This window comes from Chryseobacterium sp. S0630, from assembly GCF_024158915.1.
Lineage (GTDB): Bacteria > Bacteroidota > Bacteroidia > Flavobacteriales > Weeksellaceae > Chryseobacterium.
The window spans coordinates 1-22,395 of the sequence record NZ_JAMZGF010000078.1 but is presented as its reverse complement, the minus strand read 5'-3'; the positions used below and the strand labels follow the sequence as shown (position 1 = coordinate 22,395).

Sequence of the window (22,395 nt, the reverse complement as noted above, 5' to 3'; positions counted from 1 at the left end):
AAAGAGTCCGGTACAGTACCGAACTCTTTCATATAATAATATTGTTTAATTTTGTCTAAACTTTTGGGTGCAGTCCATAAAAGAACGGATTTTTTTATTTATTAAGTTGATCTATTTTTCAATAAAGAACTTTACATTTTCAATAGGTCTTCCCAGCATTGCTACTGATCCTTTTACCAGAATCGGTCTCTGTATCAAAGAGGGATTTTCAGAAAGAATTTTAATCCACTCTTCTTCTGAATAGTTTTTATCTGCATAGTTATCAATATACAGTTTATCTGTCTTACGAATGATATGAAAAACACTTTGGTTCAGCTTTTTCAATACTGTTCTTATTTCAAGTGGACTTAACGGATCATCAACAATATTAATGATCTCAAAAGACACTCCGTTTTCGTCAAGATACTCCAATACAGCATTTGACTTTGAACAGTTCCCGTTATGTAAAACTTTAACTACCATGATATAATTAATTATTCAAAAAATTAAACTTGATCTAAACAAATTTAAAAAGAATTACCCTGAGTATGTCTTAATGTTCTGATAAAAATATGTTAAAACAATCCGTGAAGTTCGGCTTCAATTTTCTCCAGAATAAATCCGAAATCTTCAGGTTTTTCCACAAAATCAAGATCATCTACTTCTACAATCAGAAGTTTTCCTTCCGTATAATTGGAGATCCATTTTTCATATTTCTGATTCAGTTTTGAAAGATATTCAATACTGATGGATGCTTCATATTCACGGCCTCTTTTGTAGATTTTTTTAACCAGGTTAGGAACATCTGATTTTAAATAGATTAAAAGGTCCGGAGCTGATACAAAAGACTTCATCAAATCAAAAACTGATGAATAGTTATTAAAATCTCTGTCTGAAAGAAGATTCATATCATTCAGGTTTTCTGCAAAAATATGGGCATCTTCATAAATCGTACGATCCTGAATAATGTTTTTCCCGCTTTCTCTAATCTCTTTCACCTGGCGGAATCTGCTTCCCAGGAAATAAACCTGCAACGCAAAACTCCATTTGCTCATATCGGAATAAAAATCCTCCAGATAAGGGTTATGATCTACATCTTCAAATTGTGCATCCCATCCGTAATGCTTGGAAAGCATCGTTGTCAAAGTTGTTTTTCCGGCTCCGATGTTTCCTGTAACTGCAATATGCATAATATTCTTTTTCCTTGTATTACTGATTAGTTGATAAGTTTTTCGATGGCTTCAGTCTGAACTTTAGAAGTGTCTTCAATCAATTTCTCTAAGGTATTGTCTGAAGGTTTCTCTGCTGTATTCTCATCAGGTTTCTCTTCCGTTTTTTCTACGGGTTTTTCTGTAGATTGTTGGAGAGATTCCGGCTGAGCTTCGAGCTGTTTTTGCTGTTTGGCTTTCTTTACTTTTTCAAGGCTGTAAAGATAGAGTTTGTTCCCTTTGATTGCAAAATAAGAGAGGATGTTTTTATCCACAATTTGCGCTTCCTGATCTTCAAAAATGGTTGTCATCCCTTTTTCAGGGACATATTGTGAAATGAAATTACTGGCCACCACCAGGATCGTATCGTTCTCTCTTCGAAAACGTTTTCCATTTTCCAAAGGAGCTTCGAAAAGTTTTTCAAATTTCAGGCTGTAAATCCTGATATGTTTTCTTGTTAAGATATAGACCTTATTTTCATAGACCAGCATATCCATTAAATCTTCAAAACTGATATCAAAAGGATATGAGTTGATGGTTGTATCGTTTCTGAAATTGTACTGTATCAGACGTTTTGTACTGTCATCCAGGAGCCACATCTGTTGCAGGTCTTCAGCATAGGTCATTCTTATAAAACCAAATTTCTGTTTAAAATCAAGCTTTTGAATTTCATTCATATTCTGGTCTACAAATTTCATTTCCTGAGCATTTTCAGAAAACAAAGGGACATTCAGAGGATTTTGTACCGTCTGAACTTTGTATGGAACAGTAAGCATCATTTTTCCGATCTGCTTTCCTAAAGAATCATATTTGGTAAAACTGAAATCTTTGTTTTTGTAGATATACAGATTTCCGTAGTCATCGGCAAGCATATCTTTAGCTTCCTTTAGTTTCAATGTATCTAAAGGAAGAATATTCTGCGCTGAAGCCGTACAGAAAAAGAAAAAAAATAGTATGTTTAAAAACTTCACTCTGTTTTTTTAATGGGGTCAATTTACTGAAAAATAACTTTACTCAAAAGATGATTAAATCCAATAGAATCTTCTTTGAAGTGAATCAAAATTGAGACCATCTTATTGCTGAAAAGGACTGTTCTACAAAAGATATAATAAGTTTATTGAAAAGCGACTTCATAAATTTTCTCCCAGTTTTTTCCTGTCACGAGCATATTATCCCCTTTAAAAGCAATTCCGTTTAAAACATGTTCGCTGTCTCCCTTATCATTTTCTTTGGTCAATGGTGTGAAATCAAATTTTCCAACAACTTCTCCGTTTACAGGATTAATTTTTAGAATGACAGGTTGATGCCAGACATTCGCATAGATAAATCCATTGTGGTACTCCAGTTCATTGAGTTGATTATAAATGGTAGAATTCCCGCCAACGGCAATCGTTTTCACCACTTTTGAAGGATTCTCAACATCCAGAAAATAAAGATTCTTTGAACCATCTGTCGCGATCAGGTTTTTCCCATCATAGGTCAGTCCCCAACCTTCTCCAATTACACCAGGCAATGGAAATTCAGAGATTTTTTTCAAAGTATTTTTATCGTAAATAAAACCAATTTTATTCTGGTAGGTTAGTTGATACACCTTATCCCCTACAATCGTACAACCTTCAGAGAAAATATCTGCGGGCTGCTTAGCCAGAATTTTGGGAGCTGAAGATCCTAAAGTATATTTTATAAGCTGGGAAGATCCCTTCATTCCATCACTTTCATACACCGTATTGCCTTCTACCACAAAACCTTCAATAAAGTTTTTGGGATCATGAGAATAATCGGCAACTATTTTATAGGGAATATTCTGCTCAGGAGTTTTTGTAAATACATTGATGGTAGCATCCTGGTTTAAAACTTCACCACGATTGGTCTTAATCACAAAGACTACTTTATTATCTCCCAATGTGAAAAACTGAGAATTAATTCTTAAGTCTTTTGTTTCTTTATCCCCAAAGCTGATGGAATACTTTCTGCATTTTCTGTCACTTCTTTTGGAAGATCAAGCTTATCACCGAAATGATAGCCTTTTTCTTCTTTTGAGTTATTATAATCTGCAAGAGAATCCAGCATTTTTTCCTTATTACTGCAAGAGACAAGGAATAAAGCCGCTACCAAACCAATATAGACATTTCGCTTCATGAAGGTATTAATCATTTGCCAAAAGTACTAAAATTTAATCCTCAAAACGAAAATAACGCTCCCAAGGGAACGCTATTTCTGTTTTTTATCAATACAATCAGATTATTTGATCTGAACTTCGTAAATCTTTGGCCAGTTCTTTCCTGTTACCAGCATATTCTCTCCTTTGAAAGCGATTCCGTTCAGTACATCATCACTTCCTTTGGTATTCTGTTTTGCGATTTCTGTAAAATCAAAAGTTCCCACTACTTCTCCATTGGCTGGATTGATCTTTAAAATAATCGGCTTCTGCCATACGTTGGCATAGATAAATCCGTTGTGGTATTCCAGCTCGTTCAACTGATCATAAGCCTGAGAACTTCCGGCAACAGCAATATATTTAATCAGTTTTGAAGGATCATTTACATCAAGGAAATATAAAAGCTTACTTCCATCAGAAGCAATCAGGCTTTTCCCGTCATACGTTAATCCCCAGCCTTCACCCAATACATTAGGATAAGCAAATTCTGAAAGCAGTTTCAAAGAACTTTTATCGTAGATATATCCTTTTTTGCTCTGCCATGTCAACTGGTACACTTTATCACCAACGATGGTGCTTCCTTCAGAAAAGTCTTCCTGAGCCTGTTTTGTAGAAGCCAACGGAGTGGTTGTTCCCAGCGTATATTTTAAAATCTGTGAAGATCCGTTCTGCCCGTCACTTTCATAAATAGTATTTCCTTCAATCTGGAAACCCTGTACAAAGTTTTTAGGATCGTGAGGATATTCGGCTACAATCTGATAAGAAATACTTTTTTCAGGATTTTTTGCAAATACGTTGATGGTAGCATCCTGATTAAGGACTTCACCTCCTTTTGTTTTAATATTGAATGTAACAGCATTGTCTCCCAATGTGAAAAATTTAGGATCAATTGTTAAATCTTTTGTTTCTTTATCTCCAAAGCTGATCGTTACGCTTTCTGCATTTTCCGTTACCTCTTTCGGAAGCTCAAGCTTATCTCCGAAATGGTATCCCTTCGCCTCCATTGAAGTATTATAAGTGTTTAATGTATTAAGAATTTCTTTATCCTTATTACAAGACGCCAATAATAAAATCGCTGCGAAACCCGCTATTATACTTTTTTTCATTGAATTTCTAAATATTTCTCCAAAAATAGCAAATTTTATTCCGTATTGCCAATATTATCTACGGGTTCACCAAATTGTAATATGTATCCATTGTTGTCATATATAGCAAATTCTCTCATTCCCCATTCAAAAGTTTCAATTTCATAGCAGACTTTGGCTTTTGTTTTAAGGTCTTCCCAAAGATCATCCACCTGATTTACATTGAAATAAAATGATCCTGAAAACCCGATGGAAGCATTGCTTTCATGTTCATTAGGCTGAGAAAGCATAATGTACACCTCATCTTTTCGAAGAGAAGCCCATTGCCAGTCGTCATTTCTGCCCATCAGCGTAAATCCGAGAACATTCATATAAAATGCGATGGTTTCATCAAGATTTTCTGTCCAGAAAATAGGGCGAAGTCCTGTAAACTCTGTCATGATTCCTGTAATTCAAAGGTATTTTTATTGATTTTCATATTCAGAGAAACCCATGTTTCCTGATCTATCTTGGCTTCGCTTTTAACGTATGGATCAAAAGCAAAACCTACTTTCTTGTAACATTCTATAGCTCCGGTATTCCAGTCGTACACGTTCAGTTCTGCTGTTTCTTTATCAAAATGATTGAACCCATATTTCAAAAGCTCCTGCATAACCTTCTTTCCATAGCCTTTTCCTCTGTTGTTTTCATCCCAGATCAGAATTCTTCCCAGCAGGAATGTCTTCTCTTTTAGAAATATCTGAGCATGCCCGATGGTACTTCCGGTCTGATCTGTAATTTTAAAAAGAGTTCTGTTTTCATCAGACAAATCTTTTTCCAGCTGTTCTTCTGTAAGAGGGAAACGGTATACTGGTCCGGCAAACTGAAGAAGCATCCTTTCATCTTTTATCTTTGAAATCAGTTGGGGAGCGTCATCTATCGTAAAAAGGTGTAATGTGATCATTTTTTATTTTTCTAAATATTCTTTTAAACTCTGTCCCAAAATCGTGTTCCACCCTTCTGTAAAGTTTTCTCTTGAAAAGCCTTCTCCCAACTCTTGAAAGTTTTCAATGTCTTCATGAGTCAGCTTTACCACAGTATGCCCATTTTCAGGCAACAATTCCCAGGTTACAATGGTTTTCAGTGCTGAAAAATCAGGATAAGACCAGGTATGTTTTAATTTTTGATTGGGTATAATTTCTAAAATCTCACCATGATGATGGTATTTATTGGCTCCTCCGGGTTCATAGAAATTAAATTCTTGTCCTGCTTCCAATACAAAATCCTGGATATCAAAATACCAGGATTTCATTTCATTTTTATCGGTTAATGCTTTCCAGACTTTTTCAGCCGGAGCATTTATGGTGTACTGAACAGTGATGGGTGTACTCATATTATGGATTTAATATGTTTAAATGTACACATTTTACTTATAATTTTTAACCACAAAAGGCATAAAAGTTTGAGCTCTTAATTTGTTAAAGTTTAAGTGTACTTTCATAATTCGGGCTTATTTCAATCTATATTCTTTTGTGGTTTTTATTTTTAATTACCCATGTGAAAAACCTGTGATCTTGGCTTCATCAAAATCCAGCTGCATTTCAATGGTTCTCATCACGTGATCATCAAATATCTTTTCTCTTTTCATTCTGTGCAATTCGTTTCTCTGCGCCTGAATAATCTGTCGAAGGACATCTTTATTTTGATTGATAGCGGTTACATAATCTCCTGTGGAAGCCATACATTGGGCTTTGTCTGCCATCAGCATCATTTCATTTTCCAATTTGTGCTTTTGATGGCGCACCAGGCTGTTGGTTACGGCTAATTCAGAAAAGTCATTATCCAGTTTGTGTAAAGCTGTTTCCTTCAGTTTGCGCATAAGGATTACCTCCTGTTTTTCTTCCGGTAATTCACTTCCGGCATCCTGAATATTCAATAATTTCAAGATCGGACTCAGCAATAAACCTTGTCCTACCAAGGTAATCAATATGATAACGAAAGTGACAAATAGAATAATATTTCTATGCGGAAATGCTTCTCCATTAGGTAAAAAAGCAGGAATTGACAAGGCTGCTGCCAGTGAAACTACTCCTCTCATTGCTGCAAAGCTGATGATAAACGGTTCTCTCCAATCCGGTTTGGGAACTTTTAATCTTAATTCTTTAGAACAGACTCTTGGGAAATACATTAATGCATAACTATACAAAATTCTCGTTCCGATAATCGCTCCGCCAATCACTACACTGTAGAAAATACCTTCTGAAATAGTATATTCTTTCATTCCTTCCACTACAATCGGAAGTTCCAGACCAATCAGGATAAAGATGATGGTATTCATCAGGAATATCAGAACACTCCAAACATTTCCGGACTGTATCCTTGAGGTATGGCTCAGATAACAATGCGAATTATAGGACATCAGCAGACCTCCGGCAACCACTGCCAATACTCCTGAAAAATGGAAATGTTCTGCTCCCACATACATAATGTAAGGAACGATAAGGGTAATAATGGTATCAATATTAGAATTGGTAGGAATAATCCTCAATAAAGCTCCAAACAGAAAGCCTACCGCCACTCCTACTGCAATTCCACCGATGGCCATGGTAAAGAAATCCTGAACGGCATCTCTCCAGATAAACTGTCCTGAAATAACGGCTGCCAGTGCAAATTTAAAGACAATTAAACTGGATGCATCGTTGATTAAGCTCTCTCCTTCCAGGATATTGGTGATCTTTTTAGGGATTTTCATATGTTTCAGAACCGAAGTTGCAGCTACCGCATCCGGCGGAGAATTCACACCTCCCAGCAAGAATCCCATAGCAACAGTAAGCCCCGGAATAATGGAAGATGAAAGATAAGCAACGACTATGGATGTTAAAAACACCAGTCCGAAAGCCATCGAAAAAATCTGTTTTCTCCATTTATGAAAATCCTGCCATGAAGTAAACCATGCAGCTTCAAACAAAATAGGCGGAAGAAAAATCAGAAAGACAAGGTCTGGCTCTATTTCAATACGTGGCATTCCCGGCACGAAGCTTATCAATAATCCTGCAATAACAAGGAAAATAGGATAAGCAACTTTTAATTTCTGGCCGATCATTACCAATATCATCACAGACAGCAGTACTGCAATGGATATTATAACATAGCTGTGAATCATTTTTAAATAAGTTTTTTTAAGTGTTAAGTATTTTTTATTTGGATTTGATGTCCAAATCTAATTCCCCCAACCTATAAGGTTTCATTTCATCCAAAGTTTAGACTTTTTCTTTACAACTATCTTCATACATTATAAAAACGGAAAAAATTAAAGCACAATATTATTCTTTGGAGTGATGGCTGGCGGAAGATCAGATTCATCCAACATATCTCTCATATCGATTTCAATAGTACGGCTGATCTGAGTAATCGGTACATCATTAGCGCTTCCTTCGAATGGATTAACAGAAGCTTCTCCTACGTTGTCTAAGGTATGGAAACACCAGGTCACCAGTAAAGAAAACGGAATATTAAACCATAATGTCCAGCCTTCTACCATGGTTCCTTCACCTAATTTGTCGAACTCTTTCAATAATCCGAAAGGCACAAAAACAATGAATAAAAGCAAAAGATACGTGGTGATGGAAGAGAAATTTCTTGGGTAGGGAAAGTTTTTAATTCTTTCTGCTTTTCCCTGATCGTCGGTAAACTTTATCAGTTGCTGATTGATCTGTGTCCATTGGAAATCATTAAGTTCTCCTTTTTCATACGCTTCGGACAAAGCTTTACTTTGCTTCGCCATCAATTGGGTCGCTCTATTTTTTTTGCTTAAAATATACTGAAGTTCAGATTCTGAAAGATATTTTTTCAATTCTTCATCCAGTTTGGTCAGTCTCTCCGGAATGTCATATTTTTTGGCATATTCATCAAACTGATCTGTCCCCATATTTTCCCATGCTCTCGGTTCACGAAGCTGAAATCTCAATGCTGTAAGCCATGCATAATGACGAAGAAACATTTCTTTTACTTTACCCGGATCTTTTGAGAGCAGTGCATCTCTCAGAATATATCCAAAGCTACGGCTGTCATTGATAATCGCTCCGTAAATCTGTCTTGCTTCCCAGAGTCTGCTATAGCTGGCATTGTTTTTAAATCCTACAATAAAGGCAACGGCTGTCCCCATGATGGCAATAGGCTGCCATGGAACAGAAAGAAACTTCCAGCCTAAAAAGTACAGGACTGTAGGAATAGCTGATAATACAACCAGCGCATAAATGCTCCGTCTTGTCCAGATAATGAACTCCCGGGCTCCGAATCTTTTTCCTGAATGCATAAGTGTTTATTTTATAGTGTTTATGATGATCTATTTTCAAATAATGGTCTTCCTCACAGCATTCAGTAACAGTTTCATTAGTTTTTAGTAAATGGAATATTATTATAAAAACCAATCTGAATCTGTCCGCGGTTTCTGTTCTCCTGAATCTGATTCATATACCCTGCTTCAATCCTCATATTTTTATTGATGACATATCCTAAAGCTCCATACACTCTGTTCCTGTCGAAAACCGGACTGTTGAAGTGCAGAAAAATTTCGTTATATACTGATGCATAAAGGGTTTTCGGCAGCATTTCTTTTTGAGTAATCGGAATATTCAGTCCCAGCATGTAACGGAATCTCATTCTGAAATCATCCTGCAGAAAACGTTCTTCCAAACGGTAACGATGCTGAAGATAGAAACGTCCGAATTTCTGTTTGGTAATATACTGCTGGAAAATTCGGTGCTCAATATTTTCTTTTTTCTCCCCGTTTACATAAGGTTGGCTGAGAATGAAACCATATCCTAATAAAACATTGTTATTGTTCTCTGTAAGATCATATCCAATCCCTGTACGGATCAGTAACTGTTCCAGGTCTCCCACTCCATCGAAATTACGGTACTGGATTTCATTGTGCCAGTTCAGTTTCTTGCTGATCTTATTGTTTCCAAAATACATATACCATGCTCCCAGATCGTTTTTTTGAGCAAATGTCAAAATGGATCCCAACCCTAATACTGTGAATGCCAACTTCGTAAAAACCTTTCTCATGTTTATCAATTACTATTATCTATCGTTTTTAACAAAATTAATATTTTAAATCAATAATAGCAAACAATATTTTATAAGTTATTATAAACAATTACGGATGCAATGGTCTGCATCCGTATTTGTGTAAAAGATTATCCCGGAACCTCTTCTGTCAGAACATCCGTTTCATTCTGATCAAAATAAGTACACGTCATCGCATGAAGATCCATTACCCAGCCATTGATTCCGTTTTCTGCACAGTCTTTACAGAAAGTCATATAATCTGTTCCTCCCTGTTGATGAAGTTTCAGTCTTATTTTAAAATTTTCAAGATTTAAAGTATCGGAAACAGCAAGAGGATCATACTTTTTTCCTGTATGAACAGATTGATTTTCGTTATTAAAGTATTCAGTATTTCCATCCGAGACATATGCTTTGTAATGAGAAACCCCTAATGCTTTTATGGCTTGAATATATTGAGGAAAATCGGCTCCGCTTTTTACTTTCTGGTGCTCTGCTTTGATGTTTTCAATTGTAAATTTCATTCTTTTGTATTTTCTGTTTTAACTATAAATTATTGCTTTTCATAAACAAACCTTTGGGTTCTGCTTATCAAAACAAAAGCTAATTTAATCAGAAAATATAAATTTTATTTAATTTTTTAATGAAAACAGCTGTATGAATATTTACTCGAACCTGTCTTTTAAATAGTTCATATCTGCAATTTTACTTTCTATGGCATATACCACTAAACCTGCAGTGTTTTTGGCTCCTGTTTTAAGCAGAAGGCTGTTACGGTGACCTTCAACGGTTCTGGAGCTTATAAAAAGTTGATCTGCAATCTCAGAAGTGTTGTATTGTTTACAGATGAGTTCCAATACTTCTTTTTCTCTTTTGGAAATATGATTGGCATCAAAAATACTGGAAACTTTTTTCTTAGGTTCTGTAAGATTTTGATGTAAAGCTTCCATTACCTCATTGTTATAGAAGAAACCTTTGCTGTGTACTTCACGGATTGCAGTGAGCAGTTCGGCAGGACTTGAGTTTTTTTTAAGAAAGGAACAGGCTCCTGACTGTATCATATTGACAATAAATGCTTTTGTATTATAGCTCGTTAATGCAATAATCCTGATCTGAGGATATTTGATATGGATTTGTTTAGTAGCTTCTACTCCGTTTATTTCAGGCATATTGAGATCCATCAGGATGATATCAGGCAGTTCTTCCAGGGTTACAAGCTCGTCCAGCAGCTCTTTCCCATTGCTGAAATCACTTACCAGTTCAATATCTTTTTCTCTCTGTATCAACAATGAAATTCCCTGACGAAAGAGTGCCTCATCGTCTACAGTTATGACACGAATTATATCCTTTTCCATTTTATAATGATTTAAAATGTAAATTCTACAGCAATCCCTTTATTTTTTTCACTTTCAATTTTAAGTGTTCCATTGATCAATTCTACCCGGCTTCTGATATTTCTTAAGCCTAATCCTTCTTTCAATGTATTTTCATTAAGATCAAATCCTTTCCCATCATCTTTATAGATACAGGTATTTTTTCCGTCTTTTCCCAAAAATTCTATATCAATATGTGTACTTTCTCCGTGTTTTATGGAATTGTTAATGAGCTCCTGAAGTATTCTAAAGATATGCAAATTTTTTTCTTCTTCTGCTTTTGCAAAGTATAAGCTGTTGGAATAAGTAACCTGCAGGGTTTTGGACAGGTTAATTTCTGAGCACAATGCATCTATTGCAGCATGGAGTCCAAATTTTTCTAAAATCGGAGGAAGGAGATCATGCGAGATCTGCCTGGCACTTTCTGCTGTTTTGTTGACCAGATGTATGATTTTATTTTTCAGATCGTTATATTCTTCTCTGGACAAATTATCAAAATCCAAAAGATGGATATTTAAAGAAACCACACTGAGTTTTGAGCTGATATCATCATGCAGATCCTGGGCAATTCTCAGCCTTTCTTTTTCCTGAGCACTGATGATAGCATGGGTAAGATCTTTCTCATATCTCACCTCCAGTTCTTTTTTCTGAATAAGATTTCTTGTTATTTTCTTATTCGAAAAATAATAAAATATAATCAGGGTAACAGCCAGTAAGGTAAATGCCAGAAAGGTATAAACGATAGTGGAAATAATTGTATTCTCATTCATTTTGTAAAATCATAACAGTAATTACACATTTTTTTTGCGGGAAGAAAGATAGTCTATCAGAATAAAGATCTGATACACAATAAACATAACAACATTGAATACCCAAATCTCTTTATGCAGTTTTCTGTTCATCACCGTATAGAGGTTTCCGGACAAAAATATTACGGTACTGCTTATCAGATAAAGTAAAAGTCCCAGGCTTATATAATTGTATTTCTTTTTGGTATCCAGTATATTATATAAATGAAATAATGCCAGAATGATAATAGAATAAGAAGTAACAAAAATTTCAAATAGATTAAAAACATAATACTTTTCAGGGTATATGATATACTGTATAACGAGAACTACAGGAATGATAATTAAAAGTGTACGTGCTGTTTTTTTCTGGTATTTTTCCGTTAAAATTTCATGAAAAAATAGCCCCAGTAACAAAAACTGACCTGTCAGATAGTAATGTGAAAAAAACAGATTATTAATCTTCTGTGAATTCAATACATAGAACACAATTTCACAAAGTAATATCCAGGCCAAATAGCTGATGAAGAATGTATAGGCTTTTCCTCTTCCGGAAAAACCTATACAGTATACTGCCAGATTAATCAGCAGAATGCCTTTTCCAATCAATGACAATATTTCAATCCAATGATCCAATAATCTCTGATTTTCAGATTACAGATTCCACCATTTTGCAGTAGAACATACGCTTGGACAAGGTGTTGTCATATCATAGACATAATCTCCATTATCATAATTTACAATATCATTATCATCTTCATCCACTCCTACCATCAAAAACTTAAATTCGCCTTCATTCGTGATGGCATTGTATCCACGATATCTCGCAAATCCTTTGTCTTTAATGAAAATATCATGAATGTCCTTTGCAGGGATGAGATGAGCCCTTATCGACATTCCATCAACACCTTTTCTGTTTTGCCAATTTGCGATCCATGTTTTAGCATCATCGAATGAGATTGCATGTTTTGGTAATTCCATAGTTTTTCTTGTTTTAAATTATATAATAGGTTTAGAATAAAGTCACTGTAGCTACACATTACAAGTTATGAAAAAAACTAACCATACCGTGAAATAATTTCATTTTAATTAACATAATATTCATTTTTCAAAATTATAATAATAACAAACACCAAAACTGCGTATTTCTACGCATTTTTCAATTCGGCATTTAATACGCTGTTATCACTTTGTATTTCTCGGTTACTTTGTGGTATCCTTTACAGGAAAATCTCATGAGCATATCAACAGTACAGGAAGCTTATGATCTTCTTTAAACATTAAAAATCTGTATCATGAAAAAAAATATCTTTTTTGTAATTCTTGCTTTCATAAGCAGTATTACAACGATCAATGCACAGATCACCACTGTAACTTTTGAAACTTCAACTGGTGGCAGTACAAGCTTTACCAGCAATGGATATACATTCAATATTGTTTCACAGGCCGGAACTTTTAGAATTCAAAGTAATTATCCGAACACCGGCTGGAACGGAACAGCCAATGATAATGTCTACATAGATAATACAGGAACAACCAATATCAATGCTCCTGCTTTCAGTGTTAAAACCAGTTCCCCATTCACCGTATCCAAGTTTTGGGTCTTCCTGAGTAATACTGCTTTAAACCAGTCTATCTCATCAGGAACGCTTATCATTACCGGAAAATTAGCAGGAGTTACAAAGTTTACCACTACAAAAACTTCAGGTTTTAATACAACATTCAATGCAACAATGGGAACAACAGGCATTAACAACGGATTTACCCTGATTGATCTTGCTACTTTAAATAATCAGAATAACAGCAATACTACCATTGATGAACTTCAGCTGCAATCCACAGGAGGATACGTCTATATGTGCCTGGATGCATTTACATGGACAAAAATTTCCACGCTGGGAACTTCAGAAAATTCACTCAAAAGCAAAGGGAATATTTATCCAAATCCAACTACTGGTATCTTCTATATGGATGATCTGAAGAAAAATGATAAGGTTTCATTATATGACCAGTCTGGAAAAATTATAAAATCTGCAGCCGCTGAAAAAGATAAAAATAAGTTTGATATAAGCGAACTCCCGGATGGTATTTATCTCATCACAACAGCATCAGGAAGCTACAAAATCATTAAAAAGAAATAAAAGCAATACAACCAGTAAATAGTAAAAAAAACCGACAGCTAGCTGTCGGTTTTTGGGTATTTTGAATTCCAATATCGATCTTATGGATGTTGCTGCATTTTTGCAGGATCGTCATAGTTTACCATCCAGTTGATTCCGAATTTATCACTAAACATTCCGAAATAAGCTCCCCAGAAGGTATCAGCCATTGGCATTGTTACCTGCCCGCCTGCAGAAAGACCACCGAATAATTTGTCTGCTTCTTCTTTAGATTCAGCGTTCACAGAAATAGAGAAGTTGTTTCCTGCTTTGAAGTTGGAAGACCACTCTCCTCCTGTATCGCTTCCCATCAAAATCGTTTCTTTCGAGATCGGAAGAGAAACATGCATGATTTTGTTTTTGTCTTCTTCAGGTGTTTCTTTTCCTTCCATTGGAGGCATCTCTCCAAATGTTCCGATGTAAGGATATTCTCCCCCGAAAACAGATTTATAAAAATCGAATGCTTCTCTGCAGTTTCCGTTGAATGTCAGGTAAACGTTTACTGTTGCCATAATTGTTTTGTTTTTTTAAGTTGAGTTTATTTTATTGAGGTTTTTCAGATAAGGTTTTTAATCTTGAAAGTCCTTTCTGATAATCTTTTCCAACAGCTTTCTCCATATTCATAAACAGTTTCATCAAAGTAAACGGATAAGGAATCTCTGATGTGAATCCCCATGTTGCCTTGCTTCCGTTTCCTTCCGGAACTACTGTTACATAAGCATTTGCTTCACTTTCATAAGGCGTGAGAAATTTGATTTTTGTATCTATTCTTTTACCTGTTTCATCTACTTTTTCTAATTCCTGACAACCTTTTCCTGCTTGTTTATTTTTACTGTCCCAGCAAACTTTTTCTCCGGGTTGGCCGGTTGTTCCTGTCCAGTCTTTTTTCATAACCGGATCAAGATCATTCCAAGGACTCCATTGATCCATTGCCTTGAGGGTATTGGTATTTTTCCACACTCTTTCTACCGGAGCATTGATAGAAATCGACTTTTCATATTTACAGTCTCCCGAAATAAAAGCAGCCCAAACCAACAAGATGATTAGTAATATGGTTAAAAGTAAAAAAATGCGTTTAAATGTTCTCATCATACATGTGTTTTTAATTATTATCTGTGTTGATCTATAAGAATCATATTTCCATCAGGGTCTTTCAGATAGATATGCTCAGGGCCGGAAGTGGTTTCATCGGCTTCTTTTCCGATTTCTATTCCACTTTCTTTTAACTTTCTCTGAATTTCACGCACATCGTCAAAAGATTCCAGATTCTGTGCATTTTCATCCCATCCCGGATTGAAAGTAAGCATATTCCCATCAAACATCGCCTGAAAAAGTCCGATAAGAGTAGACCCGTTTTTCATGATCAGGTAATTTTGTGCTTCTGTTCCTGCCATAGTGGTGAACCCAAGTTTCTCATAAAAGTCTTTGGATTTCTGAAGATCTTTTACACTTAAACTGATTGAAAAAGCTCCTAATTTCATATTTTTTTTGTTTTTAAAGCAAGTTTATGTCCTACGAAAACCAATCCCCAAACCAGAATTCCTAAAATCCAGAACCAGATTGGAGAAGGTAAAGATGCCATCATGTAAATGGTCATCAGTAAAAAAATAATTCCACAGATTGCAGCAGCTGTATATTTCCCATTATTTGAGATTTTTGAGGCTACAAAACCTGAAACAATTGCTGCCAAGGCATACGCAATGATAATAAAAAACAGAGCCATAAAAGGAGCCTGTTCTACATACACTTTCAAAGCCTCCATACCTCCGGCCTCTGCCTGTGCAGGTGGCGGGTACAAAGCATGCCCTATCTTTTCCACCACAGTAATACAAACGGATCCTGTGATAAGACCAACCAATACCGCTAATATTCTTCTCAGCATGGCTATTGGTTTTTCAATTGAGTTTTAAACTCCAGAGTTCCGTCATAACTTTTCCAGTCTCCTATAAACTCAATAGATTGTCCTTCAATTTTTTCCGTCTTTCTATTCCACTTGAAGTTATAAACAAACTTTCCTTTAAAAAGTCCGGAATGTTTTCCTTTATTCTCTTCTGCCAGTTCATATTCTCCAAATACCGTTCCCTGCTTCTTAGAATCTTTATATTTTGAAATGGTAATTTTCCCTTCAAATTTTGCATAACTGGTATCCACAAGAGAATATCCTGAAACAAAATATTCCTGATCATTCTTTTTATTCTGCTCAGAAATATTGATTTTCAGTTTTAGTTCCTGGCCTTTGTTTCCAATAGTCCCTATATAAGGTTTACTATTGTTCAGCCAGGTATTTGAGATATCCGGCATCTGCCCTAATGCAAAATTGGCGGTCAGAATGAGGAGTAATAAAATTTTTTTCATAGGGTGTGTTTTTTAAACGCCAAATTGTGCAAGATGGTGGTTCAGATGTTTGGCAAACATATTATTCCATTCCTGGGAATTCAGTTTTCCGAAAGAAAAAGATTCTTTACCATCGAACGCATCTGCTCCTAACTGTTGTGTCTTTTGAATGAACCCGATCAGTCTTGTTTTTTCTTCGTGAAAATTCTTTCTGGTGGTAATCAAAAACTGTGGAGCGGTAGGAGAATCTCTTGGATATGCTTTTTCTCCCACTACTTTAGGTTTTACGAAAGTTTTTAGTATAAATTTTGCAATCGCTCCCGGCTTTTTGTGTTTTTCCGGCTCATAGATCATTTCATAGGTAATACAACAGTGTGCCAGCATTTGGTCTACTGTCATTTTCCCCCACAAACCGTGAGTATCTTCTACCAATCTGTTGATCCTATCTATATAGTTTTGAGCATCTTTTGCATCAAATACATTTTCCATATAATTTCTATTTTACTATGGACAAATATATCAGTTTTTTTGTTTGATTTTATTGTTGTTTGAAAAAATTGAGCGTGGATAGTTTCGGGATTCGAGTTACGGGGTTGCGAGTTGTTAATGATGAGTTTATGATAGGTAGAGTCTGGGTAAAAGAGAATGATTTCTTCACTACTATTTTGAATTGTTTAGCACAAATGCTGAAGTTAAGTAAGTCCATATAACATCGATAGGGAACTAATAAACAAATTAACCATCCATAACAAACTACTCAATCTCCTCAGAAGTATTCTCAACCTCAATTTCCTGTGGCGTGGATTTTTTGAAAATAAACCAAAGTTTGATCTTTAAAGCAATCCAGCCGATAATAGCATATATTACTAAAAGGATACTTAGATGTTTCAGATATGGGAATGTAAGTTCTACCGAACCCTTTTGAATTAATAAAATTTTGAAAGCCTGTAAGAAAGGAGTCAAAGGAATAATATTCGCAATAAACTGTACGAAAGCAGGCATTGCGCTCAAAGGCCATGTAAATCCACTGATAATGAAGGCCGGTGAAGCAATTACCATCAGGATTTGTGTCGCTTTCAAAGCATCCGGAATCAGAATACTGATGAATACACCCAAAAATGAAGCTGACCCCACAAAAACGGCTGTGAGGAGGATAAAATTAAGAATTCCCTCCGGCATCGGAACCCTGAAAATCATATGCATAAAGTAATAAATACCTACAATAAGAATAGAAAACACCCAGATTGGAATCACTTTTATCAACATGGTTGGGAAAGCCCATTTTTTCATTTTGAGATATTCTTTTACAAAAGATCCTCTTTCAAATTCGGCAGCAAAACTTACCGCCATTGCTAATAAGATTACCTGTTGCAATACCACTGCCAGCATTGCCGGCCACATAAAGATCAGATAGTTTCCGGTAGTATTGAAAAGGGTAATATAATTGGCTTTGAAAGGTTCATATTGTGTTGCAGCTTTTGCAGCGGGCATTCCTGCTTTCTGAAGGGCTTTGATGGAAGCTCCGGCAGAAAATGTTCCTATGGTCAGCTGAAGCGCTTTGGATGCGAAATTAGCTGTTAAAACGTTCCCGGTATTGATATAAACATTGAGCTCCGGGTATTTTTTCTGAAGCATATCTCCTTCAAATCTTGATGGAATAATTACGACAGCCGCAGCCTCATGCCGGATCACCTCATCTTTGATACTTAAAGGTTCCTGCAGATATCTGATAATTTTGATGCTTTTATTATCATCCAGCATTTCTGTCAGTTGGTTGGATAAAGGCGTATTGTCTCTATCTACAACCAAAACAGGAGTATTTTCAACTTTTCCGCTTTTGTAGACAAACCCCAGCAAGGTAGCATAGAAGACGGGTGCCAAAAAGAACACCGTCCTTAAGGTAGAATTGCCGATAAAAAGTTTGAACTCACGTTTCAAAAGACGGAAAAATTCTTTCATCTGTATATTTTTATATGTTGAAGAACAAAATGAAATAAATTGAAACTTCATCTGTCCTATTTCAATTTATTTCAGGATTACATTCGCATTGACCAGAATACTTTTAGCCTTATTCATGTCTTTAGGCTTTACTTTAATCTCATAGATCGCATCCTGTAACTGGTAATCAGGATAAGCCGTGGTAATATCAGCATACTTTGTCAACTGCTTAATGTATACGATATTTCCTGTCAGGTTTTCTTTGTTATACACCACCTGCATGGTTACCTCCTGCCCTTTTTTGTATTTTGAAATAGCACTTTCCGGGATGGTAAATCTGAAATACGTACTCTCCGGAATATACCCGTTGAACAGTGCGAAACCAGCGGTTGCCAATTCACCTGTATTTAAGCTGATGGTCTCAATTTCCATATCGTTGGTAGCAATGATATATCTTTCGGAATAGGCTACATTAGCTTCCTGCAAAGCTCCTTTAGCTTGTGATGCCTGCCCTGCCGCCATTTCTATTTTTTCGAAACGGGTTCCTCTGTTTACATCATCCAATTCTGCCACTACAGCATCATACTGAGCTTTTGCGCCTTGTAATTTTGCATAGATTTCGTCATGAGCCTGTGGAGACATTAAGCTGTCGCGAAACATATTGTTGGCTCTTTTATAAGATTTCTGGGCAAATTCATATTGTTCTTTCAATCCTTTATATTTGGCCTGAAGCTGTTTCAACTGATCGGGTGTCGCTCCATTTTTGGCCATTTGTTCCTGAGCTGAAGCAGCACTTACCGCACCTTGTGCCTGTGCAATTTTTGCAGAAACTTCAGGGACGTCAAGCTGAGCCAGCGTATCTCCTTTTTTCACAGTCTGACCTTCAGAAACATATATTTTGAGAATCCTTCCGGTAACTTTAGGAGCAAAAGAGATGACATCTTTTTTGGTTTTTCCTTCAGGTTCTTTGATTTTTTCATTTTTTTTGTCACAGCTCCCCAAGAAAAACAGAGCAGCGAAGAGTATAGATATATTTTTATGCATCATTTAAATTTTTAAGGGATTAAATAAAATTTGGTGATATCCAGCTCCTGGGTAGACCTCATCAGTTCTATTCCCGCTCTTCTCTGGTTGAAAATGGCATTCTGATATTCCAGTTCTGAAGCTTCAAGATCATTTTCTGCATCAATAAGCTGTGAAGATTTGCTCATTCCGTATCTGAATTCTTTTTCTGCCTGTACGAGTGCATTTTTTGCCAGTTCTTTTTCTTTGGCTTTCAAGGTGATCTGTGCAGAAGCTATATCATAATTGGTTTGATTATTAGCCAGATTCAATGTCAGCTTTTTCAGCGCATCTTCTTTCTGGTTCTGCAATACTTCTTTCCCAACTTTGGCAGTTTCTTCTGCATGTTTTCCTTCTTTACCATCGAAAATTTCCCATTTAAAACCAACTCCTGCTGTAATCAATGGAAACACGTTGATATTATTGGGTCTCCAATCCAGCTTTTTCCCTTCATATCCAAGTATGGGAACTGCCGGGATTACATTTTCCGAAGATTTTATTCTGTTCCCGTACAAACCAATATAATAGGCAGAAGCCATCAGCTGTACTTTAGGAATCATCCACGTTTTTTCTGCTTTTATTTTATAGTCTGCAGCACTGATCCCATGTTCCAGTGCACGGATTTCAGCTCTTTGCTCTATTCCTTTTTCCGCAGCCAGCAATTCTACAGGAGATAATACAGGATCAATCATTCTGAGCCTGTCTCTTTGAATCCCTGTCAAAATATAAAGCTGGGTAAGAAGCAGTTCTTTTTTCCCTTCATATTCTACCATTTTGGCATCTAAAGTTGCCTGAGCCAGCTCGATTTTCTTATGGTCATAAGGCGTTATTAAACCATAACCAAGCGCTTTATCGGCTGTTTTTCGATTAATATCAAGTCTTTTTTTACTTTCATCCAGAACCTTTTTAGACTGATGAATGAGAGCTAGCTGGTCATATGCTTTAGAAATAGTAGCAATCACCTCATCTTTTGTTTTCTCCAGAAGGATATCTTCAGACTTTTTCTTTTCTTCTACCGCTTTTTTCATGTACTTTACCTTTCCTCCTGAATACAGAAGCATCTTGGCATCTGCCTTGGCAATACCTGAAAATCCGGATACATTGAAATTATTGTTGAAAGTCCCTTCAGGAATATTGATAAAGGGAGCGAGATTGAATTCTGGTGACGTCAGTCTTGCTGTTCCGTTGAGATAGCCGGCTTTACCACTTAGTTCCAAAGTTGGAAGAAAGATATCTTTGAGTTTGTGTTCGTCAAGATCGGTAAGTTTGTTTTGGGTAATCTGCATTTTGAGGTTCGAATCCCGAACCATAGCACTATCCAGAAGTTCTTTAAAATCTGGCGCAGACTGTGCCCAGCCAAAAGCAGGGAAAGCAAAAAAACTAAACGTAAAAATCAATAAATTGTTTTTCATGGTTTATGTTTATAACAAATATAATGCAAAAATTGTTAAAATCCTTAAAGATAATTCTACAATACAGTGAATTTAAAGTAAGTTTAAAATATGTTTAAGTTTAAAACCCTACAAAATAAAGTTTTGGGCAAAGCGTTTAAATGTTAATTAAAAACGAAAAAACTTTGAAAAAATATTTAACTCTACTTTTATCACACTCTTTTTGTTTTATTTTTTTGAGGAAAGAAAGGGGTAAAATGACATTTAATCTTAAAAACAGCTAAATATTTTTATTCTTGATTTTGAAATTTGGATTCCTGCGGAATGACAAACTGGGTGGATAAATTTTGAGAATAAAAACATTCCTTCATCTTAAATCACAATATTCTATTTAACAAAAAAATTATATTTTGAAACAAATTCTCATCATATTCTTCTTTTTACTCTCCATTTTTTCCATGGCACAAGATCAGGAGGTCTGCAAGTGTGAAGCTTTAAAAAAGGCCAAGCATAGTTTAAATAACCCATATTCTTATAATTATAAAATAACCAGAAAACAAGCACTTAAACGTCCTTTTAAGTTCATATCTATTCAATATTTAAAAAAATTTTCAAAATCTGAAAGTATAATAGATTCTTTGGAAACAAAAATGGCTTCCGCAGAAAGTAACGCAGCCCCCGATAGCCTCTTAGGACATTATAAACTAAGAGACTCTATTAGAAATACAGAATTTGCCAAACAATATGGAAATATTCCGTGGCCTTTAATCGTTAAAACGGGTCGGTTTAATAACATCATTGCTATACTTTATCAGAATGATTCTTCTTTTAATGCGAAATACTATCTGAGAATTTCAGTGGACAATGGAAAGACCTGGAACAATTATTATACTGGAATGGAAAAGAATAATAATTATTTTTTTAAAAACAATTCTCAATTTTCATTGTGGAAAGACAGCCATCATTTACAGATTGAAGCAGACATTGTGAGAATGACAAGACCACTCACTTTTCCACATGGTGAAGCTGAATATGAGGTACTAAGAAGAAATGCACTGGTTATTATTAATATTAATGAGATCATGAAAGATTCTGATGATGATGGGCTTAATGATCTTGAAGAAAAAATGGAACTTTTTACCGATCCTTTATCAAAAGATACCGATAACGATGGAGTTCCGGACTCTGAGGACAATAATCCAAAATACAAAACGATAGACAATGATTTTACAAAAGCATTATTAGCCGCTTTATATGGAGAATACGATCTCATTGATAATCCTGATCCATTAACCATTGAGTTTATTGTGAATTTAAAAACATTTAAAGAAGACTTTGCTTCACAGATTGAAAGATATAACTCTACTTCAAATAATAAAAAGAGCTTCATTGATATGCTACAATATAATGTTATTGTAACGAATGACGAAAATCTAAGAAGAACAGATACTTTAGGTAAAAAAATAATTTTTCTTACTTCAAAAGAGTTTTCCAAATACATCCAACAAAGCTTTAACAATATATATGCTCATTTTTATAGCAAACTTTTCACATGTGATGATAAAAAAGATACTTACATTTTAATCCATAATGGGGTTTCTAGAGGTGAAACTTATGTTATAACAAGAATTCCTGAAGGTTGGAATATTAAAGTAATTAATCATTGGATGACATGACAAATCATTTTTTATCATATTATCTCTATCCTACTTTTGGAAAGCTGGATTCCTCCGGAATGACAAACAGAGTGGATAGGCTTGGGGAATGAATAATCTGCTCAATCAGCAAAATCTGCGAGAGATCATATTCAATAGCGACGGACTTTAGTCCGTTTAATAAGAACAAAATTTTCAACGGCTTTAGCCAAAACT

26 protein-coding genes and 1 pseudogene are annotated in these 22,395 nt (G+C 35.5%); 2 read left to right on the top strand and 25 right to left on the bottom strand.

The window, feature by feature from the left end:
* Positions 1 to 111 precede the first annotated feature (111 nt).
* From NK356_RS22180 to NK356_RS22105, 16 genes and pseudogenes are all read right to left on the bottom strand, one after another.
* The gene (locus NK356_RS22180) at positions 112 to 462 is read right to left on the bottom strand and encodes an ArsC/Spx/MgsR family protein (protein ID WP_034699646.1); all 351 of its coding nucleotides are present in this window, start codon (positions 460 to 462) and stop codon (positions 112 to 114) included.
* A 92-nt stretch (positions 463 to 554) separates the two neighbouring features.
* The gene (locus tag NK356_RS22175; protein WP_002977952.1) at positions 555 to 1,169 is read right to left on the bottom strand and encodes a deoxynucleoside kinase; all 615 of its coding nucleotides are present in this window, start codon (positions 1,167 to 1,169) and stop codon (positions 555 to 557) included.
* A 26-nt stretch (positions 1,170 to 1,195) separates the two neighbouring features.
* A complete protein-coding gene (locus NK356_RS22170; RefSeq protein WP_034699644.1) occupies positions 1,196 to 2,158 on the bottom strand; it encodes a hypothetical protein in 963 nt (320 codons plus the stop codon).
* 143 nt (positions 2,159 to 2,301) lie between these two features.
* Positions 2,302 to 3,326, bottom strand: a pseudogene (locus NK356_RS22165) (glutaminyl-peptide cyclotransferase).
* Between the two features lie 102 nt (positions 3,327 to 3,428).
* Complete coding sequence (locus NK356_RS22160; protein ID WP_034699643.1) at positions 3,429 to 4,451, bottom strand: glutaminyl-peptide cyclotransferase; 1,023 nt, start codon at positions 4,449 to 4,451, stop codon at positions 3,429 to 3,431.
* Positions 4,452 to 4,486: 35 nt separating this feature from the next.
* The gene (locus NK356_RS22155; protein ID WP_034699642.1) at positions 4,487 to 4,870 is read right to left on the bottom strand and encodes a VOC family protein; all 384 of its coding nucleotides are present in this window, start codon (positions 4,868 to 4,870) and stop codon (positions 4,487 to 4,489) included.
* On the bottom strand, positions 4,867 to 5,373 hold the full coding sequence (locus NK356_RS22150) for a GNAT family N-acetyltransferase (RefSeq protein ID WP_034699641.1): 507 nt from the start codon (positions 5,371 to 5,373) through the stop codon (positions 4,867 to 4,869). The genes NK356_RS22155 and NK356_RS22150 overlap by 4 nt, the downstream gene beginning before the upstream one ends.
* Positions 5,374 to 5,376: 3 nt before the next feature.
* Entirely contained in the window at positions 5,377 to 5,802 is a 426-nt protein-coding gene (locus tag NK356_RS22145) for an SRPBCC domain-containing protein (RefSeq protein WP_253318081.1), read from the bottom strand.
* Positions 5,803 to 5,958: 156 nt separating this feature from the next.
* The gene (locus NK356_RS22140) at positions 5,959 to 7,572 is read right to left on the bottom strand and encodes a Na+/H+ antiporter (RefSeq protein WP_079242233.1); all 1,614 of its coding nucleotides are present in this window, start codon (positions 7,570 to 7,572) and stop codon (positions 5,959 to 5,961) included.
* A 147-nt stretch (positions 7,573 to 7,719) separates the two neighbouring features.
* The gene (locus NK356_RS22135) at positions 7,720 to 8,724 is read right to left on the bottom strand and encodes a bestrophin family protein (protein ID WP_034699634.1); all 1,005 of its coding nucleotides are present in this window, start codon (positions 8,722 to 8,724) and stop codon (positions 7,720 to 7,722) included.
* 77 nt (positions 8,725 to 8,801) lie between these two features.
* The gene (locus NK356_RS22130; RefSeq protein WP_051934626.1) at positions 8,802 to 9,479 is read right to left on the bottom strand and encodes a DUF2490 domain-containing protein; all 678 of its coding nucleotides are present in this window, start codon (positions 9,477 to 9,479) and stop codon (positions 8,802 to 8,804) included.
* A 131-nt stretch (positions 9,480 to 9,610) separates the two neighbouring features.
* Positions 9,611 to 10,003, bottom strand: coding sequence for a DUF1398 domain-containing protein (locus NK356_RS22125; protein WP_034699631.1), 393 nt, complete (start codon positions 10,001 to 10,003; stop codon positions 9,611 to 9,613).
* 141 nt (positions 10,004 to 10,144) lie between these two features.
* The gene (locus tag NK356_RS22120; protein WP_034699628.1) at positions 10,145 to 10,834 is read right to left on the bottom strand and encodes a response regulator transcription factor; all 690 of its coding nucleotides are present in this window, start codon (positions 10,832 to 10,834) and stop codon (positions 10,145 to 10,147) included.
* An 11-nt stretch (positions 10,835 to 10,845) separates the two neighbouring features.
* A complete protein-coding gene (locus NK356_RS22115) occupies positions 10,846 to 11,622 on the bottom strand; it encodes a sensor histidine kinase (protein WP_034699626.1) in 777 nt (258 codons plus the stop codon).
* A 21-nt stretch (positions 11,623 to 11,643) separates the two neighbouring features.
* Entirely contained in the window at positions 11,644 to 12,276 is a 633-nt protein-coding gene (locus tag NK356_RS22110) for a hypothetical protein (RefSeq protein ID WP_253318080.1), read from the bottom strand.
* Between the two features lie 18 nt (positions 12,277 to 12,294).
* Positions 12,295 to 12,621 (bottom strand): hypothetical protein, encoded by a 327-nt coding sequence (locus NK356_RS22105; protein WP_034699624.1) that lies wholly within the window; start codon positions 12,619 to 12,621, stop codon positions 12,295 to 12,297.
* A gap of 314 nt (positions 12,622 to 12,935) precedes the next feature.
* On the opposite strand from NK356_RS22105, the gene NK356_RS22100 reads away from it, so the two are divergent.
* Positions 12,936 to 13,781, top strand: a complete 846-nt coding sequence (locus NK356_RS22100; RefSeq protein WP_253318079.1) for a T9SS type A sorting domain-containing protein — start codon at positions 12,936 to 12,938, stop codon at positions 13,779 to 13,781.
* Between the two features lie 80 nt (positions 13,782 to 13,861).
* On the opposite strand, the gene NK356_RS22095 is transcribed toward NK356_RS22100, so the two are convergent.
* The 9 genes from NK356_RS22095 to NK356_RS22055 form a co-directional block, all read right to left on the bottom strand.
* Positions 13,862 to 14,311, bottom strand: a complete 450-nt coding sequence (locus NK356_RS22095) for a VOC family protein (protein ID WP_034699621.1) — start codon at positions 14,309 to 14,311, stop codon at positions 13,862 to 13,864.
* 31 nt (positions 14,312 to 14,342) lie between these two features.
* Positions 14,343 to 14,891 carry an SRPBCC family protein gene (locus tag NK356_RS22090; RefSeq protein ID WP_253318078.1) on the bottom strand — a complete coding sequence of 183 codons (549 nt, stop codon included), beginning with the start codon at positions 14,889 to 14,891 and terminating at the stop codon, positions 14,343 to 14,345.
* Positions 14,892 to 14,908: 17 nt separating this feature from the next.
* Positions 14,909 to 15,280, bottom strand: coding sequence for a VOC family protein (locus NK356_RS22085; protein WP_034699619.1), 372 nt, complete (start codon positions 15,278 to 15,280; stop codon positions 14,909 to 14,911).
* Complete coding sequence (locus tag NK356_RS22080; protein ID WP_253318077.1) at positions 15,277 to 15,681, bottom strand: hypothetical protein; 405 nt, start codon at positions 15,679 to 15,681, stop codon at positions 15,277 to 15,279. The genes NK356_RS22085 and NK356_RS22080 overlap by 4 nt, the downstream gene beginning before the upstream one ends.
* Before the next feature lie 2 nt (positions 15,682 to 15,683).
* Positions 15,684 to 16,154 carry a hypothetical protein gene (locus NK356_RS22075; RefSeq protein WP_253318076.1) on the bottom strand — a complete coding sequence of 157 codons (471 nt, stop codon included), beginning with the start codon at positions 16,152 to 16,154 and terminating at the stop codon, positions 15,684 to 15,686.
* Positions 16,155 to 16,166: 12 nt separating this feature from the next.
* Complete coding sequence (locus tag NK356_RS22070) at positions 16,167 to 16,622, bottom strand: DUF1569 domain-containing protein (RefSeq protein ID WP_034699611.1); 456 nt, start codon at positions 16,620 to 16,622, stop codon at positions 16,167 to 16,169.
* A gap of 264 nt (positions 16,623 to 16,886) precedes the next feature.
* Positions 16,887 to 18,092 carry an ABC transporter permease gene (locus NK356_RS22065; protein WP_034699609.1) on the bottom strand — a complete coding sequence of 402 codons (1,206 nt, stop codon included), beginning with the start codon at positions 18,090 to 18,092 and terminating at the stop codon, positions 16,887 to 16,889.
* Positions 18,093 to 18,158: 66 nt separating this feature from the next.
* Positions 18,159 to 19,115, bottom strand: coding sequence for an HlyD family secretion protein (locus NK356_RS22060; RefSeq protein ID WP_034699607.1), 957 nt, complete (start codon positions 19,113 to 19,115; stop codon positions 18,159 to 18,161).
* Between the two features lie 11 nt (positions 19,116 to 19,126).
* Positions 19,127 to 20,545: a TolC family protein gene (locus NK356_RS22055; protein ID WP_034699604.1), complete on the bottom strand. Its 1,419-nt coding sequence runs from the start codon at positions 20,543 to 20,545 to the stop codon at positions 19,127 to 19,129.
* A 629-nt stretch (positions 20,546 to 21,174) separates the two neighbouring features.
* Between NK356_RS22055 and NK356_RS22050 the strand changes: the two genes are divergently transcribed.
* Positions 21,175 to 22,200, top strand: a complete 1,026-nt coding sequence (locus NK356_RS22050; protein ID WP_156106595.1) for a hypothetical protein — start codon at positions 21,175 to 21,177, stop codon at positions 22,198 to 22,200.
* The last annotated feature ends 195 nt before the right edge of the window (positions 22,201 to 22,395 follow it).

Bases quoted from the DNA above. Each gene is read 5' to 3' on its own strand.
- NK356_RS22180 (WP_034699646.1), bottom strand. From the start codon at position 462: ATGGTAGTTAAAGTTTTACATAACGGGAACTGTTCAAAGTCAAATGCT.
- NK356_RS22175 (WP_002977952.1), bottom strand. From the start codon at position 1,169: ATGCATATTGCAGTTACAGGAAACATCGGAGCCGGAAAAACAACTTTG.
- NK356_RS22160 (WP_034699643.1), bottom strand. From the start codon at position 4,451: ATGAAAAAAAGTATAATAGCGGGTTTCGCAGCGATTTTATTATTGGCG.
- NK356_RS22155 (WP_034699642.1), bottom strand. From the start codon at position 4,870: ATGACAGAGTTTACAGGACTTCGCCCTATTTTCTGGACAGAAAATCTT.
- NK356_RS22150 (WP_034699641.1), bottom strand. From the start codon at position 5,373: ATGATCACATTACACCTTTTTACGATAGATGACGCTCCCCAACTGATT.
- NK356_RS22145 (WP_253318081.1), bottom strand. From the start codon at position 5,802: ATGAGTACACCCATCACTGTTCAGTACACCATAAATGCTCCGGCTGAA.
- NK356_RS22140 (WP_079242233.1), bottom strand. From the start codon at position 7,572: ATGATTCACAGCTATGTTATAATATCCATTGCAGTACTGCTGTCTGTG.
- NK356_RS22135 (WP_034699634.1), bottom strand. From the start codon at position 8,724: ATGCATTCAGGAAAAAGATTCGGAGCCCGGGAGTTCATTATCTGGACA.
- NK356_RS22130 (WP_051934626.1), bottom strand. From the start codon at position 9,479: ATGAGAAAGGTTTTTACGAAGTTGGCATTCACAGTATTAGGGTTGGGA.
- NK356_RS22125 (WP_034699631.1), bottom strand. From the start codon at position 10,003: ATGAAATTTACAATTGAAAACATCAAAGCAGAGCACCAGAAAGTAAAA.
- NK356_RS22120 (WP_034699628.1), bottom strand. From the start codon at position 10,834: ATGGAAAAGGATATAATTCGTGTCATAACTGTAGACGATGAGGCACTC.
- NK356_RS22115 (WP_034699626.1), bottom strand. From the start codon at position 11,622: ATGAATGAGAATACAATTATTTCCACTATCGTTTATACCTTTCTGGCA.
- NK356_RS22105 (WP_034699624.1), bottom strand. From the start codon at position 12,621: ATGGAATTACCAAAACATGCAATCTCATTCGATGATGCTAAAACATGG.
- NK356_RS22100 (WP_253318079.1), top strand. From the start codon at position 12,936: ATGAAAAAAAATATCTTTTTTGTAATTCTTGCTTTCATAAGCAGTATT.
- NK356_RS22095 (WP_034699621.1), bottom strand. From the start codon at position 14,311: ATGGCAACAGTAAACGTTTACCTGACATTCAACGGAAACTGCAGAGAA.
- NK356_RS22090 (WP_253318078.1), bottom strand. From the start codon at position 14,891: ATGATGAGAACATTTAAACGCATTTTTTTACTTTTAACCATATTACTA.
- NK356_RS22085 (WP_034699619.1), bottom strand. From the start codon at position 15,280: ATGAAATTAGGAGCTTTTTCAATCAGTTTAAGTGTAAAAGATCTTCAG.
- NK356_RS22080 (WP_253318077.1), bottom strand. From the start codon at position 15,681: ATGCTGAGAAGAATATTAGCGGTATTGGTTGGTCTTATCACAGGATCC.
- NK356_RS22075 (WP_253318076.1), bottom strand. From the start codon at position 16,154: ATGAAAAAAATTTTATTACTCCTCATTCTGACCGCCAATTTTGCATTA.
- NK356_RS22070 (WP_034699611.1), bottom strand. From the start codon at position 16,622: ATGGAAAATGTATTTGATGCAAAAGATGCTCAAAACTATATAGATAGG.
- NK356_RS22065 (WP_034699609.1), bottom strand. From the start codon at position 18,092: ATGAAAGAATTTTTCCGTCTTTTGAAACGTGAGTTCAAACTTTTTATC.
- NK356_RS22060 (WP_034699607.1), bottom strand. From the start codon at position 19,115: ATGCATAAAAATATATCTATACTCTTCGCTGCTCTGTTTTTCTTGGGG.
- NK356_RS22055 (WP_034699604.1), bottom strand. From the start codon at position 20,545: ATGAAAAACAATTTATTGATTTTTACGTTTAGTTTTTTTGCTTTCCCT.
- NK356_RS22050 (WP_156106595.1), top strand. From the start codon at position 21,175: ATGGCTTCCGCAGAAAGTAACGCAGCCCCCGATAGCCTCTTAGGACAT.